The sequence below is a fragment of the Rhodococcus sp. USK10 genome (assembly GCF_019378875.1).
GTDB lineage: Bacteria > Actinomycetota > Actinomycetes > Mycobacteriales > Mycobacteriaceae > Rhodococcus_F > Rhodococcus_F pseudokoreensis.
In genome coordinates, this window is sequence record NZ_CP076048.1 from 5521528 (window position 1) to 5536524 (window position 14997).

A 14997-nucleotide genomic window follows, 5' to 3' on the forward strand; every position below is an offset into this window, starting at 1 on the left:
CCACCCCCGCCGAACCGGTGCGGGGACACCGGTGTCGGTGTGGTCGAGGGTGGCGGTCAGGACGGGACCTTCTGATCGCGCAGGCCGGCAGCGACCTTCTCGAGGCCGTCGACGGCGCGGATGGACGGGTTCATCTCGGCGCCGTGCAGGGCGATGTACCGCTGGTTGCGCACCGCGTCGAGGTTCTGCGTCACCGGATCCGATTGGAGGAAGGCGATCTTGTCCGCCAGCAGGTCGCCGGGGAAGCGGTTGCGGAGCAGGTCGCCGAGGATCAGGACGTCCGGGTTCCGTTCCACCACGATCTCCCAGCCCACGGGCGACCAGTCGTCGGTGAGGTCGGAGAACACATTGGTGGCACCGACCGAGCGGGCGAGGAGGCTCGCGGACCCCAGACCGCCGGCCACGTACGGACTCTTGGTGTCGGCGAACCAGAATGCCGTCGACACGTTCGACTTCTCGATGGACGCCAGTGCCGCGGCTTCGCGTTCCTTCAATCCGTCGATCAGCTGTGTGCCTCGCTCGGTCACGTCGAACACCGCGGCGAGCTCACCGATCTCCTGGTACAGCGCGTCCATCGTCAGTGGGTTGGTGCGCTTGCCGCCACCGTTGATGCTGACCCCGTTGTCGCAGTCGGTGGGAGAGAGGTACGACTCGACTCCGGTCTCGGCGAACCGGGCGCGCTCCGCCACGCCGCCCTGCTTGAAATGCCGGCCGAACGACGCCGTCACGAAGTCGGGATCGGCGTCCAGGACCACCTCGTACGTCGGGGCGTTGTCCGCGAGCCGCGGCACTGACGCGTTGGCCTCCGCGAGGTTCTCGCGGATCGGGTCCGTCCACGACGCCGTGCCCACCAGCCGGTCGGCGAGGCCGAGCGACAGCAGGATTTCGGTTGAACCCTGGTCCAGCGACACCACCCGCTGCGGTGCGGCGTCGACGGTGACCTGCTGTCCGCAGTTGTCGAGGACGAGGGGATAGCTGGTGCTGCCCTCGCCGGCCCTTGCGGCGCCGGAGTCGTCGACGGTTTCGGATTGCCCACAGGCGGCCAGGGTGCTCGCCAGTACTGCAGTGATGGCCACGAGGCCGATTCGGCCCACCGATGTTCTCACGCTCGTCATGCTTTCTGTTCGTCCAGGATCAGCGCCCCACTCGGGCGTCGATCCCGGCTGTCGAACGAAAAGCGCGATCAGCACGTGCACGCGAGGAAGCGCGTGAACGTTATCACGAAGTAAACCTAACCTAATTTGTTGGTCTGGTTCGGCCTACTTCGTCGAGGTCAGAGAGCGCAGGAAGAACGCCAGGTTGGCGGGACGTTCGGCGAGGCGGCGCATGAAGTAGCCGTACCACTGCTCGCCGTAGGGGAGGTAGACCCGCAGGTGCTGCTGCTCGTCGATGAGCCGCAGTTGTTCGGTGTCCCGGATGCCGAAGAGCATCTGGAGTTCGAATTCGTCGACGTCGCGGCCGTTCGCCGCTGCGTACTGCAGTGCGGCGTTGATCATGGCGGGGTCGTGCGAGGCGACCATCGGGTAGCCCTGGCCATTCATCAGGATCTGCAGGCAGCGTAGATAGGCGTCATCGACTGCCGCCTTGCCCTGGTGGGCGACCGAGGCCGGTTCCTTGTAGGCGCCCTTGCACAGCCGGATCCGCGATCCGGGTCCCGACAGGTCCCGACAGTCGGCCTCGGTCCGCTTCAGGTACGCCTGCAGAACCGTGCCCAGAGACGGGAAGTCCTGCCGCAACTCGCGCACGATCGACAGCGTCGAGTCGGTGGTGGTGTGGTCCTCGGCGTCGACGGTGACCCACGCCCCGGCCTCCTCGGCGGCGCTACAGATCTTGTGCGCGTTTTCGAGCGCCACCTTGTGCCCGTCCCGGGGCAGGAACTGACCGAGCGCGGACAACTTGAGGGAGACCTCGATGCTGCGGGGCTCGCGGGTGTTCGCGGCGGCGGGTGCGAGTTGCGCCAGCGAGGACAGGAGGGTGAGGTAGTGCGAGACGGTGCCGTTCGCCTGCACGAGGTCGGTGGTGTCCTCGCCGAGGTAGTCGATGGTGATGAAGCGGCCGGTGTCGAGGATGCCGGTGGCCGCGGTGACGGCCCGGTCCTCGGTTTCGCCGGCGACGAACCGGTCGACGAGGTTGCGGGTCACCGGGATCTTGGTGACGGTGCGTTCCATGCGCGGGGAGCGGGCGGCGGCGAGCAGGGCGGGCCGGAGCAGGTCGGAGGCGGCCATCAGATGTCCTGGTGGGGGTAGCGGTGGTCGGTGGCGGGGACGAACGTTTCCTTGATGGTGCGGGCGGACGCCCAGCGGAGCAGGTTCTGCGGGGAGCCGGCCTTGTCGTTGGTGCCCGAGGCCCGGGCACCGCCGAAGGGTTGCTGTCCGACGACGGCACCGGTGGGCTTGTCGTTGATGTAGAAGTTGCCGGCCGCGAACCGCAGGTCCTCGGTCGCCTTGGCGACGGCGGTGCGGTCGTCGGCGATGATCGCACCGGTCAATGCGTACTTCGAGCCCTTGTCGACCAGGTCGAGCACGGTGTCGAAGGATCCGGCGGCCGAATCGTCGTAGACGTGCACCGCCAGGATCGGCCCGAAGTATTCGGTGCGGAACGCGTCGTCGGTGGGGTCGTCGCCGAGCAGCACGGTGGGGTCGACGAAGTAGCCGACGGAGTCGTCGACGTGGCCGCCGGCGGCGATGGTCAGGCTGGGGGTGGCCTTGGCGCGGGCGAGGGCGTCGGCGTTGCGGTCGAAGGCCCGCTTGTCGATGACGGCGCCGCCGAAGTTAGAGAAGTCGGTGACGTCGCCGTATTTCAGGGCGGACACCTTGTCGATGAAGTCGTTGCCCATCTTCGCCCACACCGACTTCGGGACGAACGCGCGGGAGGCGGCCGAGCACTTCTGGCCCTGGAAGTCGAAGGCGCCGCGGATCAGGGCGGTGGTGAGGGTGTCCGGGTCGGCGGAGCTGTGGGCGAGGACGAAGTCCTTGCCGCCGGTCTCGCCGACCAGGCGGGGGTAGGAGTCGTAGTTCGCGATGTTGGTGCCGACCTGACGCCACAGGTGCTGGAACGTCGCGGTGGAGCCGGTGAAGTGGATCCCGGCCAGCCGGCGGTCGGCGAGAACCACGTCGGAGACGGCGGCGCCGGGGCCGTTGACGAGGTTGATCACGCCGGGCGGCAGGCCGGCGGCCTCGAGCAGTTTCATCGTCCAGTACGCGGCCACGGCCTGCGTCTCGGAGGGCTTCCAGATCACCGTGTTGCCCATCAGTGCGGGGGCGGTGGGCAGGTTGCCGGCGATCGCGGTGAAGTTGAACGGGGTGATGGCGTAGACGAAGCCCTCGAGGGGGCGGTATTCGACCTTGTTCCACACGCCGGGGGAGGAGATCGGCTGGTCGGCGAGGATCTGCCGGGCGAAGTGGACGTTGAACCGCCAGAAGTCGATCAGCTCGCACGGGGTGTCGATCTCGGCCTGGTAGGCGGTCTTGGACTGACCGAGCATGGTTGCGGCGGCGAGGGTTTCGCGCCACGGTCCGGACAGTAGGTCGGCGGCGCGGAGGAACACCGCGGCGCGGTCCTCGAAAGACAGCGCCCGCCACGCCGGTGCCGCGGCAGCCGCGGCGGTGACGGCGTCCTGGATGTCCTGGGTGCCGGCGCTCGTGAAGGTGCCCAGCACCGCTGAATGCCGGTGCGGCTGCACCACGTCGATCGTGGGGCCGTTGCCGCGTCGGTGCTGCCCGCCGATCACGTGGTGGATCTCGGTGGGGTTCGATCCGAGTTCGGCGAGCTTGGACTGCAGCCGGGCCCGCTCGGGGGTGCCGGGTGCGAAACTGCCGACCGGCTCGTTGACCGGCTGCGGAGTGGTGATGGCGGCGTCCATGAAACCTCCTACGAGATGTGGCGGCGAGCACCGCCGCAACGAACTAGTCACAGTGAACACCCGAAAAGCCCACGATTGATGAGTCAGTCGAACAAATTGTGCCGCTCCGAGTTGTACGCTTGGCCAAACCGATTTTCGATATCCGAACTGGAGACATCCCCATGAGCCGCCGCGATCGACCCGTACCCCCGGTTCCCGAGAAGACGCCGGACAACGGCGAGATCATCACTCTGCGTGAGCTTCTCAGTGCGCTCGACACCGCGGTGGTCGAGCTGGTCGAGGCACCCGCCGGTGACGACGTCGTCCTCGCGTCGGTCGCGCTCGTCGACGGCACCGATCTGGCCGCCGAGATCGAATCGCAATCTCCCATGCCCGACCTGCTGCTGCACGTCGGGGTCGGCAAGGCCGAGGCGGTCCGCTGGTTCGACCGCGTCGCGCAGCGGCCACCCGGGCATCGACCGCGCGCAGTGATGTCAAAAACGGCAGTCGACCCGCGCGCACTTCGGACCGCGGCGCGCCGCGCCGGTGTCGCGCTGGTGGCCGTGCACCCGAGGGCCCGGTGGGACCACGTGTTCCCCTTGGTGCAGCGGATGCTGGACCGTTCCCGTCGGCTGCAGGCCGGTCTGGGAGACCAGGAGCTGCTGGCCACCGACACCGACTTGTTCGGACTCGCCCAGATCGTGGCCCAGAATTCGGGCGGCATGGTGTCGATCGAGGACGCGCAGTCGCGCGTGCTGGCGTATTCGTCGTCCGACGAATCGGCGGACGAGTTGCGGATGCTGTCGATCCTGGGCCGCGAGGGACCGCGGGACTATCTGCGGGTGCTGCAGAAATGGGGCGTGTTCGACCGCCTCCGCAAGAGCGACGAGGTCGTCGACGTCCCGGCACACCCGAAACTCGGTACCAAGAGGCGGTTGGTGGTCAGCATCCGGGAGACCACCGAAGGGGCGGGGGCGTCCCGGCTGCTCGGGTCGATCTGGGTGCAGCAGGGCGACACACCACTGACACCGGACGCGGCCGACGTGCTGCGGGGCGCGTCGGCGATTGCCGCCCGGATCATCTCGCGCACCCTCAACGCGCCGTCCACCGAGGCGTTGCTGATCCAACGACTGTTCGGTGCGCGCGGGGGCGGGGTGGACGTCCCGTCGGTGGCCGGTGCACTGAATCTGCCGGTGACCGGCCCGGCCGCCGTCGTCGGTTTCGCTCCGACCGCCACGGACACGGCAGCGCCGATCGGCGACTTCGCGGAATCGGGCAGCATGCTGCGCCTGCACGCAAGTTCCTTCAGCCGCGACTCGGTGGCCACCGTCATCGGCGATCGCGCGTATGTGCTGCTCCCACGCTACAAATCGGCGAACACCGTCGCCGCCTGGACCCGGCAACTCGTCGACCAGTTCGAAACGAAACGCTCCATCGTCCTGCGGGCGGCGATCGCCGTCCCGGTCACGGATCTCGGGCACGTGGCCGGCGCCCGGGCAGAGGTCGACCGGGTCCTCGACGGCACCGCCGCCACCTTCCCGGAGGGGCGGGTGACCACCCTCGCCGAATCGCGCACCGCGGTGCTGCTCGGCGAGATCCTCGATCTCGTCGAGCAGCACCCCGAACTTCACGATCCGCGATTGGATGCCCTGTTCGAGTACGACACCACCCACGCGTCGAACCTGAGCGAGAGCGCGGAGAGTTACCTCGCGCATTACGGCGATGTCCGCAGTGCCGCGGCGGCCGTGCAGGTGCATCCGAACACCCTGCGGTACCGGATCCGCCGCGTCGAGGAGATCGTCGGAGTGGACCTGCAGGATTCCTCCGATCGCCTTCTCCTCGAGCTGCAACTCGCCCTGCGTCGGCGCCGGAGGCGCTCCGCGCCTGTGCGTGGTTGACGAGTCCAGAGACTCGCTAACCACTCACGGGCCCGAAGGGCCTACTGGTCCGTGCCGTGTCGGCACCTGACCGCGCTCGTGGCGGCCGGGTGCGGCAGCGACGACGCGTCGACGGATGCCACCGTCGAGACACCTCCGGTTTCCGCCGAATCGACGACCAGCGCGGCGGTCCCGCTTCCGGGCACGACAGGCGACGGCTTCCAACTGCCCGTGGAGGGTGCGAGCGAGGACAACGCGTTCACCTACGACGAGGTGGCCGTCCCGGTGGGTTCCTCCGTCCATCTCGACTCCGAGGGACAGGACGGCCGCACGACGGTGACGTTCACCGCGACCGGGCTCGCGCCGAACCGCGATTTCGGCGTGCACGCGCACACGCGGCCGTGCGGACCGAAACCGTCGGATTCGGGACCGCACTATCAGAACAATGTGGATCCCGCGGCGTCCCCGGAATCACCGTCTTCGGATCCCGCATACGCGAACCCTCAGAACGAGATCTGGCTCGACGTCACCACCGACGCGAGCGGCAACGCGCAGTCGTCGACGACGGTCGACTGGGAGTTTCGCGAAGGGGAGGCCAATTCCGTGGTGCTCCACGCGCAGCACACCATGACCGGTCCCGGTCAGGCTGGGATGGCCGGTGATCGTCTGGCCTGCATCAACGAGGACTTCTGACGGCTCTGGCCGTCAGTGGCGACCGGCGGACTGCCTTCCGACGTGCGACGCGGAGGTCCGCGGCCCGCGTGGGCGCGGACCGGGGGAGACACCGAGCACGACGAGCGGGCGACGTTCTTCGTCCGGCAGGGCGTCGGCCCTCCACTTCTTCACCGCTCGATAGAGCCACTGGCCCACCTGTTCTCCGTCGGCGGTGACGTAGTTCGCGGGAACGAGTGCGTTGCCGTGCTCTTCGCGGTAGGCGGCGATGGCGGTGAGCATTCGTCGCCGCTTGCTGTCGGCCGCTGACACGGCGGGGAGCGGGACGGCGTCATCGCTCCACAGGAAGCCGATCGCGTCGAGTTGCTGGATGCGTTGCGGCGGCAGGGTGCCCAGCATCCGGGCCACGCGCTGGCGGTCCTGCCAGCGTCCGAGTCGGAAACCGTTGTCGGTGACGTAGTCGGAGGGCATCACGCTGCGGGGATGCTGATGCCGAAAGGCGCAGTAGAGTTGCAAGGCGGAGGCTGCGGACTGGTTATCTCGCATCGAGATCGCATCCTTGTGAGAGCCGTGAAACATTGTCCGGGTAGTCATTAGTTCAAGTATGTCAAACGGATTGACGATCTGTCACGGAAGTCGGCTCGTGTTGGGGTGCAATTGTGTGCGAATGACCGTCCCTGCGGGCCTTACACCGCCATCTCTCGTGCCTTCCGGGCCAATTCGCCGAGGCGGCGGGCCCGGGCGATCTCGGCCGGCGTGAACGGCTCGTCCGCCGATCGGACGAAGACGAGCTGTTCATCACCCGACGGAATCTCGACACTCGCCGCAGCAGTGGGAACGTCGCTTACGCGCGCATCGACGTACTGGGCCCCGAGGAGTTCCGCGATCGACAGCGGAAGTTCGGACGGATCGGCGACCACCCGCGACGCCAACGTCAAGGCCTTGGTCTGGCCGTCGATCAGGGCAAGCGCCGATGCCGGCCAGACGCCGACGCTGTGACCGCCGCCGGCGCGAACCGCTTTCGACAGCGCCTCGGGCGACGTGTCGCGGCACGCCCCGACGATCAATTCGTCGAGTGAACCGCCCTCCAGGTGATGAACGTGCACGGTCAGGATGTTGGCGCCTTGCTCCGCGAGGTGGCGGGCCAGCGATTCCAGCTGACCCGGGCGATCGCTCACTCGGACGCGGATGCGCCAGAGCGACTGTCCGGTCGCGAGGTGGCCGTGCTTACCGTCCGCGGGGCCGTGCAGCCACCCGCCGAGGAGCCGCATCGCCGACGGCTCGACCACCCAGATGACCAACACGGTGGTGGTGACGGTGAGAACCGCGACGGTGATCAGATAGGAGACGTGGAAATGAATGACCAAGGCGTGGAGCAACAGCTCGACGGGAAACACGGCGCACAGCTTCGCCAGCGCCAGCCGGACGCGGCGAGGATGCGGAAGCCGGCCGCACGCCTCGCACGCGTTGACGTGAACTCCGGGTTCTCTCACGGCATTGTTCATGCACCCACTGTCGTCCCGCCGTATTGCGAAGTGGTTTCCTCACACGGTCGGCGGTGTGACGGTCGATCGTGAAATGCGTTGGCGTGCAGGCTTGATGTGGTGCAGCAGACATGTGGTGCGGAAGGCATCACGCGGCAGGTGTGAGCGAGGACATGGAAGCGCCGCTGTTGCCGGGGACTGGCTCCCGGCAGCAGCGGCGTGTTCGGGGAGAGATCAGCGCAGCGACGCCGCGTCGCTCAGGTCCGTTCCCCGAGTCTCGGGGGCCATGAGGAAGCTGACGAGCGCGCCCACTCCGGCGATGCCCGCGGCGATGTACATCGTTGCGGAGAGTCCGAGATTGGACAGTGCCCACGGGGTGGCGAACGTGCCGATGGCCGCACCGATCCGGCTGATTCCCGTGCACAGGCCGACGGCGGTGGCCCGCACCTCGGTGGGGAACAGTTCGTTGGGGTAGATCCATTCGAGGATGGACGGTCCGCCGTTGAAGAGCGCATAGATCGCGAACGCGAATGCGATCACCCACAGGCCCGCGTCCGGCTTGATCGCGAGGAACAGCAGTCCGAGGCCGGAGAGCACGAAACCCCAGATCAGGATCGGCCGTCGCCCCAGTCGATCGACGAGGAGCAGTGCGACGACATTGCCGATCAGGAAGAACAGGTTGATGAGGCCGTATCCGATGTGGGCGAGATTGCCGGAACCGAGGTTGAAGAGTTCGAGGATCTGCGGGCCGAAAGCGTAGATGGCGAACAGCGTCACGATCGTGCACGTCCAGAAGATCGAGATGAACACGACGCGCTTCAGGTAACCGCCGCGCATCAATCCGCGGATGGACGTGCTTCCCTCTTCGTCGGGCAGATCGTCGAGCGTTGCATCCGTTCCGATCGTCTTTTGCAGCACGGTCAGTGCCTCGTCGGACCGTCCCTTGCTCAGCAGCCACCGGGGAGACTCGGGGATGCTCGTGCGTGCGACGACGATGAGGGTGGCGGGAACTGCGGAGGAGAGCAGCATCCACTTCCAGCCGTCGGGGTTGCTGAGCAGCAGGTATCCGACGAACGCGGCCGCTGTTGCGCCCACGAACCACATGGCGTTGAGGCCGCCGACGAGTTTGGCGCGCCACGCCTTCGGTGCGAATTCCGTCACCAGCGCGGTAGCGATCGGATAGTCGGCGCCGACCGCGATACCGATGATCAAGCGCAAGATGAACAACTGCATCTCGTCCGCTGCGAAGAACTGCAGCACCGAGCAGACGATGATCACGATCAGGTCGATGGTGTACATCAGCTTCCGGCCGATCCGATCGGTCACCGCACCGAACACGGCACCACCGAGGAAGACCCCGATGAGAGCGGAGGATCCGATGAGGCCGGCCCACAGTGCGCTCATGTCCCACTGTGCCTGGATCTGCACCATCGCGATGCCGATGATGCTGAGAATGTAGCCGTCGAGGAAGGGGCCGCCCGAGGAGAAGAGGGCGAGTTTGGCGTGAAAGCCGTTGAGCGTGGCGTTGTCCAGTGTGACGCCCGATCGGGCGGTGACGGGGGTGTCGAGGTTCATCTGAGGAATCCCATCGGGGGTGTGGGCTTTGAGGGTTTGTCCCCACGTGATGTGGTTGCTGCCACAGTAGGAAGAGAATCAGCGGCGCGGAATTACCAATCGCCTACCAATTCATGCTCAGTGCTTATCAATTCGCCGGGTCGACGGCCGCGATTCCGTCGATCTCGATTCGCTTGTCACCGCGGAATCGAGCCACCTCGACAGTCGTCCGCGGCGGCAGAGGAATGCCGTCCAGCCGGGACAGATATGCGGTGTTGTATTCGTCGAATTCCGACAGGTCGGCCAGGTACACCGTCGCCTTCAGGAGGGTGTGCAGACCACCGCCCGCAGCCTGGAGCGTGGCCTCCAGATTGTCGAGCGCGACCCGGACCTGGTCGCCGATCGCCGCCGGGGTCCGTCCGTCCGCGGTGGTGGGGATCTGCCCGCAGGCCCAGATGGTGCCGGCGAACACCGCCGCCCGCGCGTACGGCCGCTCGGTGCCGGCGGGATGAGAGACGAGTTCACGCTGATCGGTCACGAGTGTGCCTCCGGGACGAGGAATCGCCTGCCGAGTTCGTAGGCGCGCGACCACGTCGCGGCGTCGACGAACACGCCGTAGGAGACGGCGTGGCGGTAACGCGTCTCGCGTTCGGCGGCGGTGTGGACGGGACGGGACAGGGGTGCGGCGGGCGACGCGGCCTGGAGGAGCGTTCCCGCGCCGTACGGTACGTCGGTGGTGAGCGCCGCGACGGGGACGTCGCGGAACATGTCGCCCGCCCCGTTCACGACGGTCGCGTCGGCCGGTTGCCCGTCGTCGTCGAGCGTGACCAGGCGCAGCGCCGCACCGGGTGTGACGGCGTGCAGCGCGTACCAGGCGGCGGCGTCGTGATCGAGCATCCGAGGCAGGAGGACCGGACGAGACTGCGACAAGGCCAGATCGACGGCAAGCGGACCCGTGAGCAGAGCGCTCTGCGGCGACCGCTCGACGATGTCGACGTCGGGGCTTCTCGTCAGCGTGACGCCGGCGGGACCGTTCGGCGACTCGAGTTCGGCGATCGTCGTCAAAAGCGTGTCGATGCCGTTGCGGGCGTGGAGTTGCATGGCCGTGACGACGTCGGCCGCGCCACCGGCCTCGCCCGCGCTGACGCCCGCGGCGTACAGGGCGCGAAACGCCGTCTCGCGAACCTCCCGTACCGCCAGCCTGATTCGGTTTCCCGGCGGGAGAGCGGTGTCGTCTTCGAGGGTGTGGGTGAGCATGTCGGTCATCGGCGTTCCTGTGATTCGGGCAGTCCGGGGAAGACGTCGTCGAAGATCCGCAACCAGTTCTCGCCGAGGATCTTCGCGATGGTTCCGTCGTCGAGGCCGACCTTCTGCAGGCATTCGGTGAGAACCGGAAAGTCCGCTGGGCCCGAGAACCAGTTCGGCCACATCGGCCACTCGGGTTCGACCGGATTCTGGCTGGGCGGTCGCCAGCGACCGTTCCGCAACCACGCGACGTAGTCCTCCGACCAGTTGCGGGTGCAGTCACTGCCGATCGCGACGTGGTCGGGACCGATCTGGTCGACGAGCCGCGCGACCATGACCGCGAAATCAGCGCTGGACGTGGCTTCCCCTCCCAGGACGTTCGGGTAGAGGCAGCAGCCGATCACCCCGCCGCGCGCGGCCAGCGCGTCGATCACCTCGTCCGGTTTGTTGCGGGGACTGTCGACGAACCAGGTCGGGTTCGAATGCGTGATCGCGACGGGCGTGCGCGATGCGTCGATCGCGTCCAGGCAGGTGCGGTTCCCGACGTGGGAGAGGTCGACGAGCATGCCGACCCGATTCATCTCCGCGATCATGATGCGCCCGAACGCGGTGAGTCCCGAATCGTGCTCGTCGTAGCAGGCGCCGCCCGCCAGGTTCTGAATGTTGTAGGTGAGCTGGGCGACGCGCACTCCCAGTCGGTGGAAGATCTCCACCATGCGATAGTCGTCCCCGAACGGCGACGAATTCTGGAACCCGAGCAGCACGGCGATCCGGTTGTCCCGCTTCGCGTTGCGGATATCGTCGGAGGTTTCCGCGAGGGTGACGATGTCGTCGTTGTCGGCGGCGAGCTGATACCACTGTGCGACGGCGCCGAGCGTGTCGGCCGGACCGTCCCACACCGCGCAGGTAGCGTTCACCCCGGTGACCCCACCGGCGCGCAGTTCCTCGAGGACTTTCCGGTCCCAGTTGTTGATCTGGAGTCCGTCCACCACCAGCAGGTCGGAATGTGTGAGCGTGTGCACTAGGCGTCCTTTCGCGGCTTGCGGGTGAAGATCCAGTCGTCGTCCACCCCGGCGGTGACGTCTTCGGCCCGTGGGGCTCCCGAGTAGAGCGTCACCCGGAGCCAGTCGGTCGATTGCGGCATGTAGTTGTCCATCCCGTACATCGCCAGCTGGAAGCGCTGCAGATTCAGGGGCAGGAAGTTCCGGGCGAGCAGGTTGTCGCGGGCCTCCGCGTACGGGACGCCGGTGAGCGTCTGCACGCGGGCGACGATGCCGCGGTGCCGCGGATGTTCGACGAGAAACGCGGCGACGGTGGTCTCGTCGCGGGCGGATTCCAGATCGCGTTCCAGGGCGGTCACGGATCGGGCGACATCGATCGGATGCTCGACGTGCTCGCCCGGATCGACACCGCGGCGTCCCCGGCGCGGTTCCTCGTTGTTCTCGGACGAGAACCAGAAATGGGCCTGCTCGTCGGGATCGTCGAAATCGAAACGCTGCACCCACGCGTAACGGTCCCGGAGGACGGCGCGGAGTTGGGCGCAGGTCTGCGCCGGTTCGACGGCCAGCCGCTGATCGCAGCACAGCAATTCCTCGACCTCGGTGTCGAGTTCCGGATGGACCTCGACGATCACGGAGTCCATCACTCCGCGAGCCTCCGCGCCGATCGACGCGGCGCGGTCGTGCAGCGCCTGCCAGGCGTGGTCGGTCGGCCTGCCGTCGATGGTCCCGGAGCCGATGTACTCGGACAGCACGCCCCGGAGCACGTCGAGTTGGGAGGAGAGTTCGCCGCAGGTGACGAAGGGTGCCGTCGGCATCTCTGCGCGCTCGGCGAAGTAGAGCGTGGCGCGGTCGAGCAGGTCGCGGGCGAGGTGGACGTGCGGGTCGCCGGGTGCGGTCGTCTGCGCCAGCGCATGTGCGAGGGGCAGTTCGCGGGTGGCGCACCAGGCGTCGAGCACCTGCGGATGATTGACGACGTACGGCACCATGCCGAGACCGGTCGCATTGCCGAGCCCGAGGTAGCGTCGCCAGTCTCCGGACAGCCGCGCCGCCCGCGGGTTCCGGGCCCGGGCACAGTGTTCGACCAGGTCGTAGCTGAACTCACGCAGCAACCAGGCGGTCAGCATGTGTGCCCGGTAGGGCAGTCGCAGGGGATGGTCGGCACCGAGCCGATCGAAATCTGCGAGCCCGAACTTTCCGTTGCTGTAGAACGCGGTACTCCGCAAGATGTAGGCGGCGTCGCCCATCGTCGCGATGTCCGGTTGACCACCCGCGGACAACCGGTCGGCGACATAGTCGAAGAACCGTGCGCTGCGGTTCGCGCGGGTCCAGATGAGGGTGCCGTCGTCCGCCCGGCCTTCTTCCTGCCGTGGCACCTGCACTCGCAGTGCACTCGAACGACTCTCGGTCAGCGGCCCTTCTATCAGGGCCGCAGTGACGTCCCAGGCCTTGGCGATGACGCGGTCGGTGCGATCACTCTCGGCGAGGGTCGTCGAGAACACGACGAATCTCACCTCCCGCCCGCCGATCCCGACGCGGTACACGACCTCGCCGCGGCCGTCGGCGTCGACGTCCCACCGCTCGCGGTCGACCCGCCAGTTCTCGGCGGCCGCGGCTCTGAGGAAGGATCGGGCGAAGCTGTGCCGGGTGTAGCGGGCGGCGCCCATGTCGGCCGGGTCCAGAACCTGCTCGGGCGACCGGGCGGATGTCTGCGTCCGCCGCAGCAGTTCGGTCGGTCTCATGCCTCGCTCCTCGGTGTTCCGGTGCGGGAGTAAGCGATCTTGCTCCACGTGAAGAACTCGGCGCTCGTCGCCGCATTCTGCTCACGGGGCGCGGGGAACGACGAATCCTTGAGTCCGCCGAAGGGAGCGTGCAGTTCGGACCCGGTGTTGGGCGCGTTGACCTTGATCAGGCCGGCGTCGAGGTCCCGGATGCAGCGGCGGGCGGCCCGCTCGTCGCACGTGAAGACCGCGGCGGTGAGACCGAACGGCGTCGCGTTCGCGAGGTCGATTGCCTCGTCGAGGTCGCGAGCACGCAGGACGGTGGCGACCGGTCCGAACACCTCTTCCCGGCTGATGGTCAGTGCGGTGGTGCCGGCGAGCAGGGTCGGGGCCACGAAGGCCGCACCCGAAGTGGGGAGTGGTGCAGACCCCAGCAGTTCCGCGCCCTCGGACAGCGCCTGGTCGATCGCGGCCGTCACTTCCTTTGCCGCGCGGGCGGAGACGAGCGGGCCGATCTGCGACTCCGGGGCAAGCCCGTCGCCGACGACCAATTGCTCGACCCGTGCGACGAGTTCGGGCACGAGGTCGTCGTAGGCGTCGCCGACGGCGATGATCCTCCGTGTCGCCGTGCATTTCTGACCGCTGCTTCCCATGGCTCCGGCGATCAGGACCGCCGCCGCTTCCCGCGGGTCGACGTCGGGGAGCACGATCGCCGCGTTGTGCCCGCCGAGTTCCATCTGCACCTTCGCGCCGCGCGGAACGGCGGCGGCTTGGATCGACCTGCCCACCGGCACCGATCCGGTGAACGTGACACCCGAGATCTCGTGCCGCGCCACCAGTTCGGCCCCGATCGTTCCCGGGCCCAGGACGATGTTGAGGACTCCGGCCGGAACACCGGCTGCGGTAAGGACTTCGGCGAAGGCGGCGGCCACCGCCACCGTGTCGCTGGCCGGTTTCCAGACCACCGTGTTGCCCCACAGCAGTGCCGGCGCCAGCTTCCACGCCGGAATCTGCAGCGGGAAATTCCAGGGGGTGATCGCGGCGACCACACCGAGCGGTCGGCGGACCGTGCGGATCACCTCGTCGGGATGCGAGGAGGGGAAGGTGGCGCCGTCGGCGTTGCGCGCCTGCGCCGCGTGGTAGTGCAGGGTCTCGACGGTGGCTCCCACCTCGGCCCGCGATTCGGGGAGAGTCTTGCCCTGCTCCCGGGTCATGAGTTCCGCGACCGCGTCGGCACGGTCGCCGAGGATCTCGGCCGCCCGGCGGAGGACGAGTCCGCGTGCGATGATTCCGCGGTCGTCCCACTCGCGGCGTGCCGACACCGCGGCAGCCACCGCCGCGTCGAGGAGCCGGCTGTCGGCCGGATGATATTCCGCGACGACCGTCTCGTCGGCGGGGTTCGTCGTCGCTGCGACCGGACCGTCGCCGTCCACCCACTCGCCGCCGATCAGGTGGCGGAGACGGGTGTTCGTGTCTGGTGCGGTGAGGTGGTGCTCCACTGCTGACTCCTCGAAGGGCTGGTAATTCGGTGCCCTCAACGCTAGGCCTGGCGACCACCGTGCAGAAGTACCTATTGTCAACCGACTGATAAGTTGCAAGTATCAA

The 14997-nt window shown here is 67.6% G+C and carries 13 protein-coding genes; 2 read left to right on the forward strand and 11 right to left on the reverse strand.

All coding sequences use genetic code 11. From position 1 onward, the window contains the following. Nucleotides 1-56: 56 nt before the first annotated feature. The 3 genes from I1A62_RS32630 to pruA all read right to left on the reverse strand — a co-directional run bounded on the left by I1A62_RS32630 (nucleotide 57) and on the right by pruA (nucleotide 3862). The gene (locus tag I1A62_RS32630) at nucleotides 57-1106 is read right to left on the reverse strand and encodes an ABC transporter substrate-binding protein (RefSeq protein ID WP_219456434.1); all 1050 of its coding nucleotides are present in this window, start codon (nucleotides 1104-1106) and stop codon (nucleotides 57-59) included. 153 nt (nucleotides 1107-1259) lie between these two features. Then, nucleotides 1260-2225 (reverse strand): proline dehydrogenase family protein, encoded by a 966-nt coding sequence (locus I1A62_RS32635; protein WP_219456436.1) that lies wholly within the window; start codon nucleotides 2223-2225, stop codon nucleotides 1260-1262. After that, nucleotides 2225-3862, reverse strand: a complete 1638-nt coding sequence (pruA, locus tag I1A62_RS32640; RefSeq protein WP_219456437.1) for an L-glutamate gamma-semialdehyde dehydrogenase — start codon at nucleotides 3860-3862, stop codon at nucleotides 2225-2227. Before pruA ends, I1A62_RS32635 begins: the two co-directional genes overlap by 1 nt. A 161-nt stretch (nucleotides 3863-4023) precedes the next feature. On the opposite strand from pruA, the gene I1A62_RS32645 reads away from it, so the two are divergent. Continuing rightward, nucleotides 4024-5739 (forward strand): helix-turn-helix domain-containing protein, encoded by a 1716-nt coding sequence (locus tag I1A62_RS32645; protein ID WP_219456439.1) that lies wholly within the window; start codon nucleotides 4024-4026, stop codon nucleotides 5737-5739. A gap of 51 nt (nucleotides 5740-5790) precedes the next feature. Next, entirely contained in the window at nucleotides 5791-6411 is a 621-nt protein-coding gene (locus tag I1A62_RS32650; RefSeq protein WP_219456441.1) for a superoxide dismutase family protein, read from the forward strand. A 12-nt stretch (nucleotides 6412-6423) separates the two neighbouring features. On the opposite strand, the gene I1A62_RS32655 is transcribed toward I1A62_RS32650, so the two are convergent. The 8 genes from I1A62_RS32655 to I1A62_RS32690 form a co-directional block, all read right to left on the reverse strand. Further along, a complete protein-coding gene (locus I1A62_RS32655; RefSeq protein WP_206007047.1) occupies nucleotides 6424-6936 on the reverse strand; it encodes a helicase associated domain-containing protein in 513 nt (170 codons plus the stop codon). Between the two features lie 140 nt (nucleotides 6937-7076). After that, complete coding sequence (locus I1A62_RS32660; protein WP_124392127.1) at nucleotides 7077-7895, reverse strand: amino acid-binding protein; 819 nt, start codon at nucleotides 7893-7895, stop codon at nucleotides 7077-7079. A 213-nt stretch (nucleotides 7896-8108) separates the two neighbouring features. After that, a complete protein-coding gene (locus I1A62_RS32665) occupies nucleotides 8109-9449 on the reverse strand; it encodes an MFS transporter (protein WP_124392128.1) in 1341 nt (446 codons plus the stop codon). A 127-nt stretch (nucleotides 9450-9576) separates the two neighbouring features. Next, nucleotides 9577-9966 (reverse strand): RidA family protein, encoded by a 390-nt coding sequence (locus tag I1A62_RS32670; protein WP_218269006.1) that lies wholly within the window; start codon nucleotides 9964-9966, stop codon nucleotides 9577-9579. Continuing rightward, nucleotides 9963-10694: a hypothetical protein gene (locus tag I1A62_RS32675; RefSeq protein ID WP_219456443.1), complete on the reverse strand. Its 732-nt coding sequence runs from the start codon at nucleotides 10692-10694 to the stop codon at nucleotides 9963-9965. Before I1A62_RS32675 ends, I1A62_RS32670 begins: the two co-directional genes overlap by 4 nt. After that, complete coding sequence (locus I1A62_RS32680) at nucleotides 10691-11695, reverse strand: membrane dipeptidase (protein WP_219456445.1); 1005 nt, start codon at nucleotides 11693-11695, stop codon at nucleotides 10691-10693. The genes I1A62_RS32675 and I1A62_RS32680 overlap by 4 nt, the downstream gene beginning before the upstream one ends. Then, a complete protein-coding gene (locus tag I1A62_RS32685) occupies nucleotides 11695-13413 on the reverse strand; it encodes a hypothetical protein (protein WP_219456446.1) in 1719 nt (572 codons plus the stop codon). The genes I1A62_RS32680 and I1A62_RS32685 overlap by 1 nt, the downstream gene beginning before the upstream one ends. Then, nucleotides 13410-14891, reverse strand: coding sequence for an aldehyde dehydrogenase (locus tag I1A62_RS32690; protein ID WP_219456448.1), 1482 nt, complete (start codon nucleotides 14889-14891; stop codon nucleotides 13410-13412). Before I1A62_RS32690 ends, I1A62_RS32685 begins: the two co-directional genes overlap by 4 nt. Nucleotides 14892-14997: the final 106 nt, after the last annotated feature.

Excerpts from the sequence above, each read along its gene's own strand:
- I1A62_RS32665 (WP_124392128.1), bottom strand. The coding sequence starts at position 9,449 with ATGAACCTCGACACCCCCGTCACCGCCCGATCGGGCGTCACACTGGAC.
- I1A62_RS32685 (WP_219456446.1), bottom strand. The coding sequence starts at position 13,413 with ATGAGACCGACCGAACTGCTGCGGCGGACGCAGACATCCGCCCGGTCG.
- pruA (WP_219456437.1), bottom strand. The coding sequence starts at position 3,862 with ATGGACGCCGCCATCACCACTCCGCAGCCGGTCAACGAGCCGGTCGGC.
- I1A62_RS32675 (WP_219456443.1), bottom strand. The coding sequence starts at position 10,694 with ATGACCGACATGCTCACCCACACCCTCGAAGACGACACCGCTCTCCCG.
- I1A62_RS32655 (WP_206007047.1), bottom strand. The coding sequence starts at position 6,936 with ATGCGAGATAACCAGTCCGCAGCCTCCGCCTTGCAACTCTACTGCGCC.
- I1A62_RS32635 (WP_219456436.1), bottom strand. The coding sequence starts at position 2,225 with ATGGCCGCCTCCGACCTGCTCCGGCCCGCCCTGCTCGCCGCCGCCCGC.
- I1A62_RS32645 (WP_219456439.1), top strand. The coding sequence starts at position 4,024 with ATGAGCCGCCGCGATCGACCCGTACCCCCGGTTCCCGAGAAGACGCCG.
- I1A62_RS32660 (WP_124392127.1), bottom strand. The coding sequence starts at position 7,895 with ATGAACAATGCCGTGAGAGAACCCGGAGTTCACGTCAACGCGTGCGAG.